12 protein-coding genes are annotated in these 13,961 nt (G+C 73.3%); 2 read left to right on the top strand and 10 right to left on the bottom strand.

The annotated features are described in order from the left end of the window. From ACIOC0_RS12970 to ACIOC0_RS13000, 7 genes are all read right to left on the bottom strand, one after another. A partial coding sequence (locus ACIOC0_RS12970; RefSeq protein WP_402155498.1) for an adenosylhomocysteinase occupies positions 1–185 on the bottom strand: 185 nt, incomplete at its 3' end. Between the two features lie 216 nt (positions 186–401). Then, positions 402–1,382 carry a cation diffusion facilitator family transporter gene (locus ACIOC0_RS12975; RefSeq protein ID WP_402155089.1) on the bottom strand — a complete coding sequence of 327 codons (981 nt, stop codon included), beginning with the start codon at positions 1,380–1,382 and terminating at the stop codon, positions 402–404. Between the two features lie 136 nt (positions 1,383–1,518). Beyond that, on the bottom strand, positions 1,519–2,670 hold the full coding sequence (manA, locus tag ACIOC0_RS12980) for a mannose-6-phosphate isomerase, class I (protein WP_402155090.1): 1,152 nt from the start codon (positions 2,668–2,670) through the stop codon (positions 1,519–1,521). Positions 2,671–2,774: 104 nt separating this feature from the next. Next, positions 2,775–3,908: an SIS domain-containing protein gene (locus ACIOC0_RS12985; protein ID WP_402155091.1), complete on the bottom strand. Its 1,134-nt coding sequence runs from the start codon at positions 3,906–3,908 to the stop codon at positions 2,775–2,777. A 116-nt stretch (positions 3,909–4,024) separates the two neighbouring features. Next, complete coding sequence (locus tag ACIOC0_RS12990) at positions 4,025–4,195, bottom strand: Trm112 family protein (RefSeq protein ID WP_402155092.1); 171 nt, start codon at positions 4,193–4,195, stop codon at positions 4,025–4,027. A 149-nt stretch (positions 4,196–4,344) separates the two neighbouring features. Continuing rightward, positions 4,345–5,709 carry a phosphomannomutase/phosphoglucomutase gene (locus ACIOC0_RS12995; RefSeq protein WP_402155093.1) on the bottom strand — a complete coding sequence of 455 codons (1,365 nt, stop codon included), beginning with the start codon at positions 5,707–5,709 and terminating at the stop codon, positions 4,345–4,347. A 137-nt stretch (positions 5,710–5,846) separates the two neighbouring features. Then, complete coding sequence (locus ACIOC0_RS13000; protein WP_402155094.1) at positions 5,847–6,272, bottom strand: DUF3499 domain-containing protein; 426 nt, start codon at positions 6,270–6,272, stop codon at positions 5,847–5,849. Positions 6,273–6,635: 363 nt separating this feature from the next. On the opposite strand from ACIOC0_RS13000, the gene ACIOC0_RS13005 reads away from it, so the two are divergent. Beyond that, a complete protein-coding gene (locus tag ACIOC0_RS13005; protein ID WP_352247713.1) occupies positions 6,636–7,016 on the top strand; it encodes a metallopeptidase family protein in 381 nt (126 codons plus the stop codon). Between the two features lie 43 nt (positions 7,017–7,059). Here the strand turns inward: ACIOC0_RS13005 and ACIOC0_RS13010 are convergent, their stop codons facing one another. The 3 genes from ACIOC0_RS13010 to ACIOC0_RS13020 all read right to left on the bottom strand — a co-directional run bounded on the left by ACIOC0_RS13010 (position 7,060) and on the right by ACIOC0_RS13020 (position 12,726). After that, complete coding sequence (locus ACIOC0_RS13010; protein ID WP_402155095.1) at positions 7,060–8,550, bottom strand: DUF5719 family protein; 1,491 nt, start codon at positions 8,548–8,550, stop codon at positions 7,060–7,062. Next, on the bottom strand, positions 8,547–12,239 hold the full coding sequence (locus tag ACIOC0_RS13015) for a glycosyltransferase (protein WP_402155096.1): 3,693 nt from the start codon (positions 12,237–12,239) through the stop codon (positions 8,547–8,549). The genes ACIOC0_RS13010 and ACIOC0_RS13015 overlap by 4 nt, the downstream gene beginning before the upstream one ends. Before the next feature lie 223 nt (positions 12,240–12,462). Further along, positions 12,463–12,726 (bottom strand): WhiB family transcriptional regulator, encoded by a 264-nt coding sequence (locus ACIOC0_RS13020; protein WP_030792866.1) that lies wholly within the window; start codon positions 12,724–12,726, stop codon positions 12,463–12,465. Positions 12,727–13,438: 712 nt separating this feature from the next. On the opposite strand from ACIOC0_RS13020, the gene ACIOC0_RS13025 reads away from it, so the two are divergent. Then, the gene (locus ACIOC0_RS13025; RefSeq protein WP_402155098.1) at positions 13,439–13,957 is read left to right on the top strand and encodes a cysteine dioxygenase; all 519 of its coding nucleotides are present in this window, start codon (positions 13,439–13,441) and stop codon (positions 13,955–13,957) included. Positions 13,958–13,961: the final 4 nt, after the last annotated feature.

Raw genomic sequence — 13,961 nt, forward strand, 5'->3', positions numbered from 1 at the left:
TCCTTGCGGATCGCCATCAGGCCCGGCATCTCGTGCTCGGCGAGCGTGATCTCCTTGCGGCCGAACTCGGCCAGGGAGAGGTCGGCGACCTTGAAGTCCTGTCGGTTCTCGACAGTCGTCATGCGAGCTGCTCCTCGGGGTTTGGGACGAGGTCTGGATACGGCTGACTGCGCGGCGGCGGACAGGGGTGCTCGAAGGGGACCCGTGCGTGCCCGCGTACGCGCAGCGCAGTCCGTCGGAGGCCCTCTCTCCCTCGGTCGGTCCGTCGGTGGACCGCCCGACCGCCATCAGCAGCGACGTCTGGCTCCGCTCCAAGCTACACCGCTGGCGCGGGGCGGCCCCAGTCCGGCTCAGAACGGATCAGGACCATCACTTTGGGTGAGGCTTTGGGGAAGGGAGAGTCAGTGGTCGGCCGGGGGGTGGGCGGGACCGCCGGGGGTGGCTTCGCGGTCGGGGCCCTTGGCGGCTTCGGCCTCGCTGTAGATGTCCGGCTCGAGGTAGATGACGCGGGCGATGGGGACGGCCTGGCGGATGCGGGCCTCGGCGGCGTTGATGGCGTTCGCGATCTCGGTGGCGGTGTCGTCGTGCCGCACGGCGATCTTGGCGGCGACGAGGAGTTCCTCGGGGCCGAGGTGGAGGGTGCGCATGTGGATGACGCGGGTGACGGTGTCGCCGTCGACGAGGGCGGCCTCGATCTTGCGGGTCTCCTCCGGGCCGGCGGCCTCGCCGAGGAGGAGGGACTTGGTCTCGGCGGCCAGGACGAGGGCGATCAGGACGAGCAGGACGCCGATGCAGATGGTGCCGATGCCGTCCCAGACGCCGTCGCCGGTGACGATGGCGAGGCCGACGCCGGCGAGGGCGAGGACGAGGCCGACGAGAGCGCCGAAGTCCTCCAGGAGGACGACGGGGAGCTCGGGGGCCTTGGCGCGGCGCACGAACTCCTTCCAGGAGTGCTCGCCCCGCAGGGGGTCGGACTCCTTGATGGCCGTCCGGAAGGAGAACGACTCGGCGATGATCGCGAAGACCAGGACGCCGACGGGCCAGTACCAGTGCTCGATCTCGTGCGGGTGCTGGAGCTTCTCGTAGCCCTCGTAGATGGCGAACATGCCGCCGACGGAGAAGAGGACGATGGAGACGAGGAAGGCGTAGATGTAGCGTTCGCGACCGTAGCCGAAGGGGTGCTCCGGGGTGGCCTGGCGCTGGGCCTTCTTGCCGCCGACCAGGAGGAGTGCCTGGTTGCCGGAGTCGGCGAGCGAGTGGACGCCCTCCGCGAGCATCGACGAGGAGCCGCTGAAGGCGAACGCGACGAACTTCGATGCCGCGATCGCGAGGTTGGCGCCCAGTGCCGCCACGATCGCCCTGGTGCCGCCTGACGCGCTCATGTGTTCGCGTGGTCCCTTCGTCCTCGGGTCGTCCTCGGGGCGCTCGTGCCGTCGTCGGCTTTGCCCACCCTTTACGGTGGGCCATTGTTGCAGCACGGGCCGAGGTGCGTGTGCCCGGCGGGCGGTGGGCGATGCGTCAGACGACGACGGTGGCGCGGAAGAGTGTGCCCACTCCGGACACTTCGACCTTTTCGTCCGCGGGGACGAAGACGGAGTGACCGGGTGTCAGCCGGTGCTCGCCGACGTCGACGGCGCCGGCGGTGCAGAGCAGGATCTGCGGGGTGGGGAGGGTGAGGGCGCGGGCGGCGGCGCCCTCCGGCAGGACGTGGCGGGAGAGGCGGAACTCGTCGACGGGGGTGTCGTAGAACTCTTCGCCGTCGGGGGCGGCCTCGGGGCGCAGGACGCCGGGGTCGCCGGGCTCGAAGCGGACGATGCGCAGGAGTTCGGGTACGTCGACGTGCTTGGGGGTGAGGCCGCAGCGCAGGACGTTGTCGGAGTTGGCCATGATCTCGACGCCGAGGCCGCTGAGGTAGGCGTGCGGGACGCCGGCGCCGAGGAAGAGGGCCTCGCCGGGCTGGAGCCGGACGTGGTTGAGGAGCATGGCGGCGATGACGCCTGGGTCGCCGGGGTGGTGGTGGGCGATGCCGGCGTAGGGGGCCCAGTCGCCGCCGAGGCGGTCGCAGGCGGCCGCCGCCTCGGCGACGGTGTGGGCCATGTCGTCGCGGTCGGCGGTGAGGAGCGCGGTGAGGACCTCGCGCAGGGCGGCGTCCTCGGGCCGGGCGTGCAGGAGGTCGACGTAGGGCGTGAGCGTGTCGACGCCCAGGCCGTCGAGGAGGGCGGCGGCGCGGGCCGGTTCGCGGAAGCCGCACAGGCCTTCGAACTCGGTGAGGGCACAGATGAGTTCGGGCTTGTGGTTGGCGTCCTTGTAGTTGCGGTGGGGTGCGTCGACGGGGATGCCGCGGCGCTCCTCGTCCTCGTGGCCTGCCCGTGCTTGCCGCAGGTCGGGGTGGACCTGGAGGGAGAGGGGGGCGCCGGCGGCGAGGAGTTTGAGGAGGAAGGGCAGGCGGGGGCCGAACTTGGCTGTCGTCGCGGCGCCCAGTTCGCGTTCCGGGTCGGCTTCGATGACCTCGTCGAGGGCGCCCCGGGCGGTGCGGGAGGGGGCGCCGGGGTGGGCGCCCATCCACATCTCCGCCTGCGGTTCGCCGGTGGGTTCGACGCCGAGGAGGGCGGGGATGGCGGTGGTCGAACCCCAGGCGTAGGGGCGGACGGTGTTGTCGAGGCGGTCCATGAGGTGTCTCTGCCTGTCTGTCTGACGGTCCGTGTGTCTGTGCGGCTGTTCGTGGGTCAACCGTGGAGGGCCCGGTCGGCTGTCGCCAGTGCCGGGGCACCAGGTCAGGCTCCCGAGGCGAGCGCCAGGTAGACGGCGGCGAAGTCGGTGACGGCGATCAGTTCGGCGAGGGTGACGAGTTCGTCGCCGGGCTCCGGTTCGAGTTCGCTGATCGGGGTGTCGTGGCTGAGGGCGAGGTCGCGGGCGGCGGGGGCGGCCGTGAGTCCGCCGATGGGGCGGTCACGCAGCAGCACCACGCGCGCGTGGAGGGCGGGGGGCTCCTCGACGCGGTCGCGGAAGAAGTCGTCCGGGTCGGCACTGGCGGCGAGCGGGCCGGCGAGCAGCGCGCTGTGGGAGGCGAGGGCCTCGGGGAGTTCGGCGACGAGGGCGGGGCGGCCGGAGAGTTCGGCGAGCGCGGCGGCGAAGCGGCGGCCGGCCGGCCCGGCGGAGACGCCTTCGGTCCAGACGACGGGGAGGGCGTCGGCGAGTTCGGCGGCCAGGGTCTTGGCGGGGTTGCTGTACGTCGCGATGGCGGGACCGCAGCGTTCGGCGATGTGGTCGAGGCGGTCGGCGACCTGTTCGAGCGCCTCCGGCGGGGCGGAGATCAGGGCGATGCGGTCCAGGAGCGCGAGGAGCGGGGTGAGCAGGGCCCACAGCACTCCGGGGGCGGACGCGGCGACGGGCGGCTGTTCGTCGTGCTCGTAGGGGGCGGTGGCGAGCGGGATGAACACGCCGTGCGCGGCGCTGACGGCCTCGGTGAGCGGGGAGCCGGCGGGGGCTACGGCGGCGACGGTGCAGCCGCGGCGGTACGCCTGCTCGGCGAGGAGGGAGAGGCCGGGTTCGGAGCCGTCGGGGGTGGTGATGAGGAGGAGGTCGATGGAGCCGACCCAGCCGGGGAGTTCCCAGCGCAGGGCGCCCGCGGCGGGGGCGACGCCGGCGGGGGCGAGGCGGGTGACGGGGCAGGCGGCGCCGGCGAGGGTGCCGAGGAGGTCGGCGACGCAGATGGCGGCCGCGCCGGGGCCGGCGATGAGGATGGCGCGGGGGCGGCCGTCCGGTTGGAGTCGGTGGACGCCGGCCTCGGTGGCGTGCCGGGCGGCGGTGCGGACGCGGGCGCCTGCCTCGGCCGCTCCGCGCAGGAGGGCGCGGTGGTCTGCCTCGGCCAGGGCCTCCGGCGTGTCGAGCAGCGATTCGTCGAGCATGGCGTCAGGTCTCCGATCGCCGGGTCGTCGCGGGTCGTCGGGGCGCCGTCACCCGCGCCGATGGCGCCTGGGGCGGCGGGCGGGGGTGTTCGCGTGGGGGTGCGGCCGGTCGGGCGTCACGCGGGACGGCGGGCCTCGTCGACGAGGAGGACGGGGATGCCGTCGCGTACGGGGTAGGCGAGGGCGCAGTCCTGGCCGGTGCAGATCAGCTCGGTGTCCTGCTCCTGGAGGGAGGCGTGGCAGGCGGGGCAGGCGAGGATCTCCAGGAGGCCGGCTTCGAGCGGCATGGGGTGTCCCTTCGGGTGGGCGTCGGGTCGCGCGGCCGGGTGGTGCGGGGCGCGTGGATGTGCCTGGTCAGGGTACCGCCGGTGCGGCGGGGGCGTGGGGTGTCCGACGCACCGGGGGCGCCCGCCGTCCGTGGTGCGGTCCGCCCGGGTCAGGCGCGGATCAGTGCCAGGACCTCGTCGCGGAGTTTGCGCATGGTCGGCTCGTCCCTGGCTTCGGCGTTGAGGCGGAGGAGGGGTTCGGTGTTGGAGGGGCGGACGTTGAACCACCAGTCGGCGGCGGAGACGGTGAGGCCGTCGAGGTCGTCGAGGGTGGTGTCGGGGCGGTCGGCGTAGGCGGCGCGGACGGCCGCGATGCGGGCTGCCTGGTCGTCGACGGTGGAGTTGATCTCTCCGGAGCCGCTGTAGCGGTCGTACCGGTCGACGAGGGAGGAGAGCGGGGCCGGTTGTCCGCCGAGGGCGGCCAGGACGTGGAGAGCGGCCAGCATTCCGGTGTCGGCGTTCCAGAAGTCCTTGAAGTAGTAGTGGGCGGAGTGTTCGCCGCCGAAGATGGCGCCGGTGCGGGCCATTTCGGCCTTGATGAAGGAGTGTCCGACGCGCGTGCGGACGGGGGTGCCGCCGTTCTCCCGGACGGCCTCGGGGACCGTCCAGGAGGTGATCAGGTTGTGGATGACGGTGCCGCGGCCGCCGTGGCGGGCGAGTTCGCGGACGGCGACGAGGGCGGTGATGGCCGACGGGGAGACCGGCTCGCCCTGTTCGTCGACGACGAAGCAGCGGTCGGCGTCGCCGTCGAAGGCGAGGCCGAGGTCGGCGCCCTCCGCGCGGACGCGCTGTTGGAGGTCGACGAGGTTGGCCGGGTCGAGGGGGTTGGCCTCGTGGTTGGGGAAGGTGCCGTCGAGTTCGAAGTACATCGGGACGACGGTGAGGGGCAGGCCGGCGAGGACGGTGGGGACGGTGTGGCCGCCCATGCCGTTGCCCGCGTCGACGACGACCTTCAGGGGGCGGATGGAGGTCAGGTCGACGAGTGAGCGCAGGTGCGCGGCGTAGTCGTCCAACGTGTCGGTGCGGCTGAGGGTTCCCCGTTCGGCGGCCGGTTCGGGGGCGGCCGACGCGGTCCATTTCTCGACGAGTTCGCGGATCTCGGTCAGGCCGCTGTCCTGGCCCACCGGCGCGGCGCCCGCGCGGCACAGTTTGATCCCGTTGTAGCGGGCCGGGTTGTGCGAGGCGGTGAACATCGCGCCGGGCAGGTTCAGGGCGCCGGAGGCGTAGTACAGCTGGTCGGTGGAGCACAGGCCGATCTGGGTGACGTGTGCGCCGCGGGCCGCCGCGCCGCGCGCGAAGGCGGCGGACAGGCCGGGCGAGGAGGGGCGCATGTCGTGGCCGACGACGACGGCCTCGGCGTCGGTCACCTGGACGAAGGCCGCGCCGATCAGTTCGGCGAGGGACTCGTCCCACTGGTCCGGGACCACCCCGCGCACGTCGTACGCCTTCACGATCTGCGACAGATCAGCAGCCACGGCCAACCCTTCCTGGAAGTTCTGCGAGTCACCACAAACTACCCGGGGCGACCGGCGGCCCTCTGCGGCGGCGTGCGCGTGCCGCACGGCTCACCTGGGCGGCAGCGGCTGGGACGACGCTGCTTTCGCGACACGCCCTAGTTGTCGGGTGAGCGCAGCACGCGCAGGTGGCCGCGGCGTGCGACCTCCATCGGGTCCGCCCCGCGGCCGGTGCCGGCACCGGCACCGGCGGAGCGTTCCTGCGGGCGGGCGGCCTCGCGGACGGCGTTGGCAAGCGCTTCCAGGTCGTCGCCGCTGGGGCGCGCGGGAGCGGAGCCGTCGAGGAGCCGGACGACCTCCCAGCCGCGGGGGGCGGTGAGGCGTTCGGAGTGCTCGGCGCACAGGTCGTAGCAGTGGGGTTCGGCGTAGGTGGCGAGCGGGCCGAGGACCGCGGTCGAGTCGGCGTAGACGTACGTCAGCGTCGCGACGGCGGGTCGGCCGCAGGCGGTGCGCGAACAGCGACGTACAGGGCTCACGACGTTGGACGGTACCGCACTCTTGAGCGGGCCGCGACGACTCTCCACCAGGTCACTCCACCGTGTCGGGTTGTGAAACGCCCCACAGACGACTCCAGTCATACCCCGCTGACCTGCGGGAACGCCAGTCCTCCGGGCAAGGTGAGGCGTCGGATGCGGTCGTCGGTGGGGACAAACACCATCAATTGCCGTGAGATCCACGGTCTCGGAGAGATACGGAATCGAGCCCAACCTTGGCTGGAATGGTCATTCGCCGACGTGCGGTGCGCGGCGGCCGGTGCGGGGCGGGGCGCCGCGTGGGGTCCGGCGGCGGGTCCCGTCGGGGAATACGCTTCAGTGGTGATGGACAACCCCGTACCGCCCCGTAGCGCAGCCCCCGGGCCCCGTCGTCGTGATCGTCACGGACGGGGCATGCGGGGGCCGATCGCGCCCCCTCAGGTGCCGTTGGCGGCGAGCCGTGCCGAGGTGTTCGCGGATCTGGTGCAGGACTCGGTGGAGCGGCTGGAGCGGCGCTGGCCGCAGCTCGCCGACATCGACTTCATGGTGCTGGAGGTGCCGCGGCTGGACGGCGCGGGCGGGCCGTGGAACGACGAGGCGGTGCCGTTGGGCGGGACGATCCCCGCGCGGGAGGGCCGGCGGGCGCGGGTGGTCGTCTACCGGCGGCCGGTGGAGATCCGCACCAAGGGGCGCGAGGAACGGGCCGCGTTGGTGCACGAGGTGGTGGTGGAGCAGGTGGCGGAGCTGCTGGGGCTCACCCCGGAGACGGTGGATCCGCGTTACGGGGAGGACTGAGCGGGGGTTGGCCCGTCCCCTGCGGGTGCCCTGTCGCGGCAGGTCACTTCTGCAGCACCGTCATGTCCTGTTCCGTCCGGGGGACCGCGACTGTTCCGCGGTCGGTCGGGAGGGTCTGGATGGTGAAGCCGGGGAGGCCGTCGATCGAGGCCGCCAGGGTGCGGGAGGCGTAGACGGGCGTGGCGGTGAGGGGTTCCACGGTGAGGGCGTAGGTGCCCTTCAGGCCTGCGGGGGCGGGGAGTTGTACGTCCTGGGTGGTGCCCGCCTTGATCGTGTACGTCTGGGACGCGGCCGTTCCGCCCTCGGTGCCGGCGGAGGCGGTGACCTTGACCTTGGCCGTGCCGGTGGGGGCGGTCATGGAGAGGGTGGTGCCCTTGGCGGTGTTGGCGACGGCGGACGCGCGGGTGCCGACCGGGCTGGTGGCGGGGAGGTACGCGGACTCCTGTTTGTCGCCCTTGCCGCGCACCACCCGGACCGCGGCGACGACCGGCACGGACTGGTCGGTGGGGGTCAGGACGAGGGAGCCGGCTTCCCCGCGGGTGACGTCGCCGAGGTCGAGGGCGGTCGTCGTGCCCGCCTTGACGTGCAGTGTCTCCTTGCCGGCCGGGGTGATCAGGCCGGACGGGGAGGCCAGTTGGACCTTCAGGTCGGCGTCGGAGTCGGCCGGGGTGAAGGCGACGAGGCGTACGGCGGTGGCGTCCTTGGGGATGCCGGGGACGACGAGGCTGCCCGCCGGGTCGGTGGACGCGGCCAGCCAGTCGCCGCCGAGTTTGTCGTCCAGGGCCTGGACGGCGGCGCCGACGCGGCCGCTGCGCACGTTGACGTGGACGGTGAGATCGTCCTGCTTCTCGCCGGTGAGCGTGGACAGCAGGATCGGCTCGCTGGACCCGGCGGGGACGGTGAAGTCGTCGCCTGCGGTGGTCGCGACGGGGCCGTCCTTGTCGTAGAGCTCGATGTCGGCGACGGCGGCGGAGTCGTCCGGGTTGGTGAGGTGGAGGTAGTCGGTGCGGTCGGCGGCGGTGCTGACGCCCGGGAACCAGAAGTCGGTGTCCGGGGCGGTGCAGTTGACGCCGAGGAGGCCGCGGCCGGTGCCGGCTGCGACCTCGGTGGTCTCCTGGAGGGTCCAGCCGGGCGCGAACTTGCCCTCGGCGGTGCCGATCAGCGCGGGCGACGCGCCGCCGGAGGTGTCGCCGGCGGCGGGCGTGCCGGGCGCCTTGGGCGTGAGGACGGGCTTGGCCGGGGTCTTCTTCTTGCCGTCGCCCGCGGCGGTCTTCCCGGCGGCGGGCAGCAGTTCGGTCGTGCCGCCGCTCTTGGTGCCCTTGGTGACGGGCGTGAAGGACGTGTACGTCGTCTCGGCGAGGTCGGAGGTGCTGGGCGCCGGGCAGAGCAGGCCGGCGCGTTCCACGGGCAGGACGGCGGCCGCCTTCGCGGCGGTGCCGGCACCGGAGTCGGTCGGCTGGGTGAGCGCGGCGAAGCCGGTGACGGCGGCGAGCGCGGTCGTGCCGGCGATCAGGGACAGGGTGGTGCGCTTCACTGCTGGCTCCCGTCGGGGCGCTCGCTGCCGGTGCCGTGGGGGTCGCGGTTCTGGTCGTAGCGGGGGTCGTGGACGGCCCTGTCGTACGCCGAGGGGTCGTAACCCTGCTGCTCGTAGGGGCCCGTCTGCGGGGTCTGTCCCTCGTAGGCGTACGGGTCGTAGGGGGCGGCCTGGTAGGGGGCGTAGGACTGCTGGTCGTAGCCGCCCGGCGGGTACTGCTGGGGGGCGGCCTGGTACTGCTCGCCGCCGTGGGCGGGGTGGGAGGCGCCCGCGTAGCCGGGCGTGTCCCAGTCGGCGTAGGAGGTCTGCTGGGGGACGGCGGCCGGGGTCTCCTGCGGTGGGGGCGGCGGGAAGTCCTCGGCTTCGGCCCGGGTGGTGGCTTCCTCGCCCTCGGCCCGGGCGGCTTCCTCCGCTTCGGCCTGGGCGCGCAGGCGGCGGGCGCGGCGGCCTTCGCCGTCGGCGGCCGCCTCGGGCCGGGGTTCCTCTTCGGGGAGGTCGTCGTCGACGTCGCGGCGGCGGCCGGGGAGGGCGAGGACGACGAGGACGAGGGCGAGGGCGCCCTGGGCCCACAGCCAGGCGGTGTGGGTGAACGGGTCGTCGTAGGTGACGTCCAGCTCGCCGCCGCCGGCGGGGAGTTCGAAGCCCTGGGCCCAGCCGTCGACGGTGGTGCGGGTGAGCGGCTTGCCGTCGAGGGTGGCGGTCCAGCCGTCGGCGGCGGCGTCGGCCAGGCGCAGGATCCGGCCGTCGTCGCCGTCGGGGATCTCGGTGTGGATGTCCACGGGGCCGGCGGCGACGGGGACCGGGGTGCCCTTGCCGGACGCGGTGACGACGGCCGCGCGGGAGACCTCCTGGTCGACGCGCCACAGGTCACCGCCGGCCTGCTGGCTGAGCCGGGACATCCCGGGCGTGGCGTCCAGGACGCGGGTGATCTCGCGGGGCGCGCCCTTGTGGACGAGGACGTAGCGCACGGCGAACTTGCCGAGCTGGTCGCTCTGGTCGGCGCCGGAGCCGGCGACGAGGTTGGCGACGACCTTGTTCAGGGCCTCGTTCTCGCCGTCGGCGGCGGCGAGTTCGGCGTCGCCGAGGCGGGTGCCGGAGCCGCGGACCAGCATGTAGCCGACGCGGGCGGTGGAGTCCCCGGCGAGGACGAGGGTGCGGGCCTGGTCGCGCGTGTTGCTGTCCTCGGCGACGAACGCCGGGACCTGGACGGGGTCGCGGCGCTCCAGCGGGCCGTCGGCGCCGCCGAGCATCCAGCCGGCGGCGACGAGCAGCGGGCCGGCGGCCGAGGCGAAGGCGATGAGGGCGGCGACCGGCTGGCGCCAGCCGAAGCTCTGTTCGGCGACGCGCCCGCGTGCGCCGTCGGCGCCGAGGAGGGCGGCGGCGAGCAGGGCGATGCCGTAGACGAGGGTGGCGGGACCGGCCCAGGCGGACTGGTTGGACAGGACGGCGAAGACGAGGCCGACCAGGGCGACGGTCCACGCCGTGCGGATGCCCGCCTGGCGCTCGGAGCGCAGAAGGGCGGCGAGGGCGGCCAGGACGACGCCGATGAGCATCAGGCCGTCGACGGTGCCGGGGCCGCCGGGGCTGGCGCCGAGCAGGTCGGCGGCGGTGGCCGTGGAGGGGCCGTAGGGAAGGCCGGCCTCGGTGAGGAAGCCGGACGGCATCAGGGTCAGCGACCAGGGCGCGAGGATCAGCAGGGGGGTGCCGAGCTGCGCCAGGAAACGCGGCCCGTAGGCGAGGAGTTCGGTGCGGCGCACCGCCAGCACGGCGAGGCCGAGGACCAGGGCGACGGGCCAGACGATCGGGGTGAACGCGGTGGTGATCGTCAGCAGCAGCGCGTATGCCCAGGTCGCCCGCCAGCTGCCGCGCGCCCCGGAGGAGTTGGCGAGGCCGGCGGCGGTGATGCCGGCGCGTGCGATGAGCGGCAGCAGGACGGCCAGGACGGCGGTGCCGATGCGGCCGCCGGCGAGCGCGCCGGTGGCGGCGGGCAGGAAGGCGTAGACGACGGCGGCCCACGCGCGCAGCAGGCGGGAGGTGACGAGGGGGCGGGAGGCGAAGTAGGCGGTGAGGCCGGCCAGTGGCACGGAGCAGACCAGCAGGACGGTGACGGCGAGACCGGTCGATCCGAACAGCAGGGAGGCCAGCAGGGCGACGATCGCGAGGTAGGGGGGTGCGGCCGGGGTGCCGCCCGCGCCCACGGGGTGCCAGGCGTCCAGATAGCGCGACCAGAGGTCGGAGGCGTCGGCCGGGGCGGGCAGCAGGGCGCCGCCGGCGAGCGCGCCGCCGCCCAGGAGGCTGCGGCAGGCGACCAAGGAGACGAGGAGCAGTACGAGGAAGAGCACCGGTCCTGGTTTGCGGGCGATGCGCTTGACGCGGGCGAACTGCTCGATCTCCAGGAAGTCGGCGTCGTCGCCGCCGGGTCCGGATTCGATGGCGCCGCCGTGCCGTCCGGCGCCGCCGGGGGTCTCGGGGTCGGAGGCGCCGAAGAGGTTGCCGGCGATCTGCTCGACGGCGGCCCGGACGGTCGCTCCTGGTGGCGGGAACAGCGCCCGCAGTTCGCCCTTGTCGATCTGCGGCTTTGCGCGGTCACGCCGCGCGGCGATGATCCGCTCGGGCCGCAGCAGGGTGCCCAGCAGGCCGCGGATCTCGTCGACGGCCTGTCCGGGGACCTTGCCGACGAGGTAGACGACGGTCCGCAGCAGGGTGCCGAGGACGAGGCGTACCAGGATCCAGGGGAGTTGGGCGGTGCGGCTGTTGACGAGGAGGGTGTAGGCGGCGCCGGCCTTGTCCACCTTGTGGGGGGAGGCCGCGGTGCGGCCCGCGCAGTCGACCGCGCGTCGCTCCCGGGAGGCGGCCTCGGCGTGCCGTACGACGGCGTCGGGGGCGACGAGGACGCGGTGGCCGGCGGCGGTGGCGCGCCAGCACAGGTCGACGTCGTCGCGCATGAGGGGCAGGCGGCGGTCGAAGCCGCCGAGTTCCTCGAAGACGTCGCGGCGGACGAGCATGCCGGCGGTGGACACCGACAGCACGGGGCGGACGTGGTCGTGCTGGCCCTGGTCCTGTTCGCGGCGGTCCAGGCCGGTCCAGCGGCGGCCGGAGCGGGCGATGGTGACGCCGACTTCGAGGAGCTGGCGGCGGTCGTACCAGCCGCGCAGTTTGGGGCCGACGACGGCCACGTCGTCGCGGCCGAGTTCGAGTTCGTTGTCGACGACGCGCAGGAGTTCGGCGAGGGCGCCGGGTTCGGGGGCGCAGTCGTCGTGCAGCAGCCACAGCCACTGGACGGGTTCTCCGTGCGGGAGCTCGGGGAGGTCGTAGGCGTCGTCGCGCCATGTGCGCGTGACGGGGTCCCAGCCGCTGGGGCGCTTGAGGTAGGGCAGTTCCTCGGGGGTGAGGACCGGGGCGGCTCGGCCGGCCTCCTCGACGGCCTGGCCGAAGCCGGTGCGCCGGGCGAGGTGCAGTACGCGGTCGGGGCCGAGCGCGTCGGTGACCAGTTGGGCTGAGTCGTCGGCGCTGCCGGTGTCGGCGGCCATGACGGCCTGGACGGGGCGCTCCTGGCCGAGCAGCCCGGCGAGCGCGTCGGGGAGCCAGCGGGCGCCGTCGTGGGAGACGAGGACCGCGGTCACCACATGGCGCGGGAACTGCGGTGTGGCAGCGTCGTGTTGGGCTGCCGTGTGGCTGTGCACGGACATCGAGGTACGGGCCCCGGTTCGATGGACTGCGGTGGACGCCCGTGCCGTGTGGGGGGCGGCGGGCGTTCGGACGAGCGACCACACTATCGGCAGAACCAAAAGGGGCGACGCGAAGCGTCTCGCTGAGGGGCGGTGGGCGGGCGTGAACGGCCCGCCGCCTGTGGACAAGCCACCGGCGACGGGCCGTTCACGATCTTCCCGCTGGGGGAGGCGGGCCGTCCGCTCAGACGGCCGCCTTCTTCAGTCTGCGGCGTTCCCGCTCGGACAGGCCGCCCCAGATGCCGAAGCGTTCGTCGTTGGCGAGGGCGTACTCGAGGCATTCGGAGCGGACCTCGCACGCGAGGCAGACCTTCTTCGCCTCCCGGGTGGATCCGCCCTTCTCAGGGAAGAAGGACTCGGGGTCGGTCTGGGCGCACAGTGCGCGCTCCTGCCAGCCGAGTTCCTCGCCCGCGTCGTCGACCAGCAGTTGCTGCACCAGCTCGGTCATGTGCGCCCCTCGCTCTGTCTTTCGCGTCCCCGTGACGTGGCCGTTACCGATGGCGGCTGAACGACACGAGTGAAATTACAAGTGTGCCGCTCCGGGAGAGTCAAGCCGAGATCTGCTATTGAGCCCCTTATTCACTCTGCGGAACCAAGGCCGTGCGGTAAGTGTTCAAATCGCCATAAACCTTGACACGCAGTCGAGAGCCCGGCGGACACCTCGCCCGCACAACGCCTGCACGAAGGAGGACGCCCATTCGATCGGTCCCGTTCCGACACGCGCGCGAAGGCGAACCTGATCACACTCGGATCACGAGGTCACCGCGAGGCTTGCGTGCCCGGCATGTGCGCCATGTGTCCCGGCAGCGGCATGCACAAACCTTTCACCTCGCAGATGGACCTGATGAGGTGAAAGGGCCCCGCGCGGGGGTGGTCGAGTTGACAGCGGGAGTGTGAACCGGTGTCCTAGTGGGCATGCTCGCGAACTCGGCACTCACCAAGACCCGCACCGCCGGGTCCCACGGTGCTGCCCGCGCTCGCTGTAGCTGTTGTCGTTCCTGCGGCTGTTGAGCCTCACGCGCTCCGGCTCCCCTCCCGGTCCACCGCGACCGAACCGCTCGGTTTCACGCCCGCACCCGGGCTTCCCTGCCGCCCGTGACCCGGGCGCACGGCACGTGCACCCAGCCCCCACTTCTTCCGCCGAGGAACCCCCGCATCCCATGAACAGCGACAGCGACCTGCAGATCGCCGGCGACATCCTCGAAGTCCCGCACCTCCTCCAGGCTCCCCGCGAACACCCTTCCACCGTCGCGGAGTTCGTCGGCCTGGCCCGCTCCATCGCCGCCGACCGCTCCCAGTGGGAGCACCTCGTCCGCTACGACGCCACGACCCGCTGGTACCACCGGCTGCGCACCGGGCCCGGCTACGAGGTGTGGCTGCTGTCCTGGGTGCCCGGACAGGGCAGCGGGGCGCACGACCACGGCCGCTCCTCGGGTGTGCTGACCGTCCTGGACGGCGCGCTGACCGAGCACACGGCGCGCGGCACGCGCGTGCTGGACTCGGGAGCGCAGCGCGTCTTCGCGCCCGGGTACGCGCACGAGGTCGTCAACGACGCGCTGGAACCGGCGGTCAGCCTGCACGTCTACTTCCCCGGCCTGACCGAGATGCCCATGCACACGGCACCTCACTGCGAGGGGCGCGGCGGGGACCGCAGCGAGGCCGACGCCCTGTCCGCCTGAGACA

It is taken from the genome of Streptomyces sp. NPDC088254, from assembly GCF_044740925.1.
In the GTDB taxonomy this organism is placed as follows: Bacteria; Actinomycetota; Actinomycetes; order Streptomycetales; family Streptomycetaceae; genus Streptomyces.

Bases quoted from the DNA above. Each gene is read 5' to 3' on its own strand.
- ACIOC0_RS12975 (WP_402155089.1), bottom strand. From the start codon at position 1,382: ATGAGCGCGTCAGGCGGCACCAGGGCGATCGTGGCGGCACTGGGCGCC.
- manA (WP_402155090.1), bottom strand. From the start codon at position 2,670: ATGGACCGCCTCGACAACACCGTCCGCCCCTACGCCTGGGGTTCGACC.
- ACIOC0_RS12985 (WP_402155091.1), bottom strand. From the start codon at position 3,908: ATGCTCGACGAATCGCTGCTCGACACGCCGGAGGCCCTGGCCGAGGCA.
- ACIOC0_RS12990 (WP_402155092.1), bottom strand. From the start codon at position 4,195: ATGCCGCTCGAAGCCGGCCTCCTGGAGATCCTCGCCTGCCCCGCCTGC.
- ACIOC0_RS13005 (WP_352247713.1), top strand. From the start codon at position 6,636: ATGCGGGGGCCGATCGCGCCCCCTCAGGTGCCGTTGGCGGCGAGCCGT.
- ACIOC0_RS13015 (WP_402155096.1), bottom strand. From the start codon at position 12,239: ATGTCCGTGCACAGCCACACGGCAGCCCAACACGACGCTGCCACACCG.
- ACIOC0_RS13020 (WP_030792866.1), bottom strand. From the start codon at position 12,726: ATGACCGAGCTGGTGCAGCAACTGCTGGTCGACGACGCGGGCGAGGAA.
- ACIOC0_RS13025 (WP_402155098.1), top strand. From the start codon at position 13,439: ATGAACAGCGACAGCGACCTGCAGATCGCCGGCGACATCCTCGAAGTC.